Source organism: Alkalihalophilus lindianensis (genome assembly GCF_032843265.1).
Lineage (GTDB): Bacteria > Bacillota > Bacilli > Bacillales > Bacillaceae_D > Alkalihalophilus > Alkalihalophilus lindianensis.
In genome coordinates, this window is record NZ_JAWJBA010001072.1 from 1 (window position 1) to 234 (window position 234).

Consider the following 234-nt stretch of genomic DNA (forward strand, 5'->3'; position numbering starts at 1 on the left):
GGCCATGATGCGGCGGGTGGCTTCGAGGCCATCCATGCGGGGCATGCGGATATCCATGGTGATGACATCCGGCTTCAGGTCGTGTGCCAGGCGCAAAGCCTCTTCGCCGTTGGCGCCAGAGCCAACAACTTGAATATCGCCGTTTTGCCCCAGGATGGCGCTGAGAAAGTCGCGCACGGTGGGCGAATCGTCTATCACAATAGCGCGGATGGCGCCGGCTGGGGCGGTCGTTTT

General features: G+C 62.0%; 1 protein-coding gene. It reads right to left on the reverse strand.

What is annotated here, in order from left to right:
* Positions 1–234: response regulator (locus RYX56_RS25410; RefSeq protein WP_317124524.1), on the reverse strand; the 234-nt coding region annotated here is incomplete at both ends.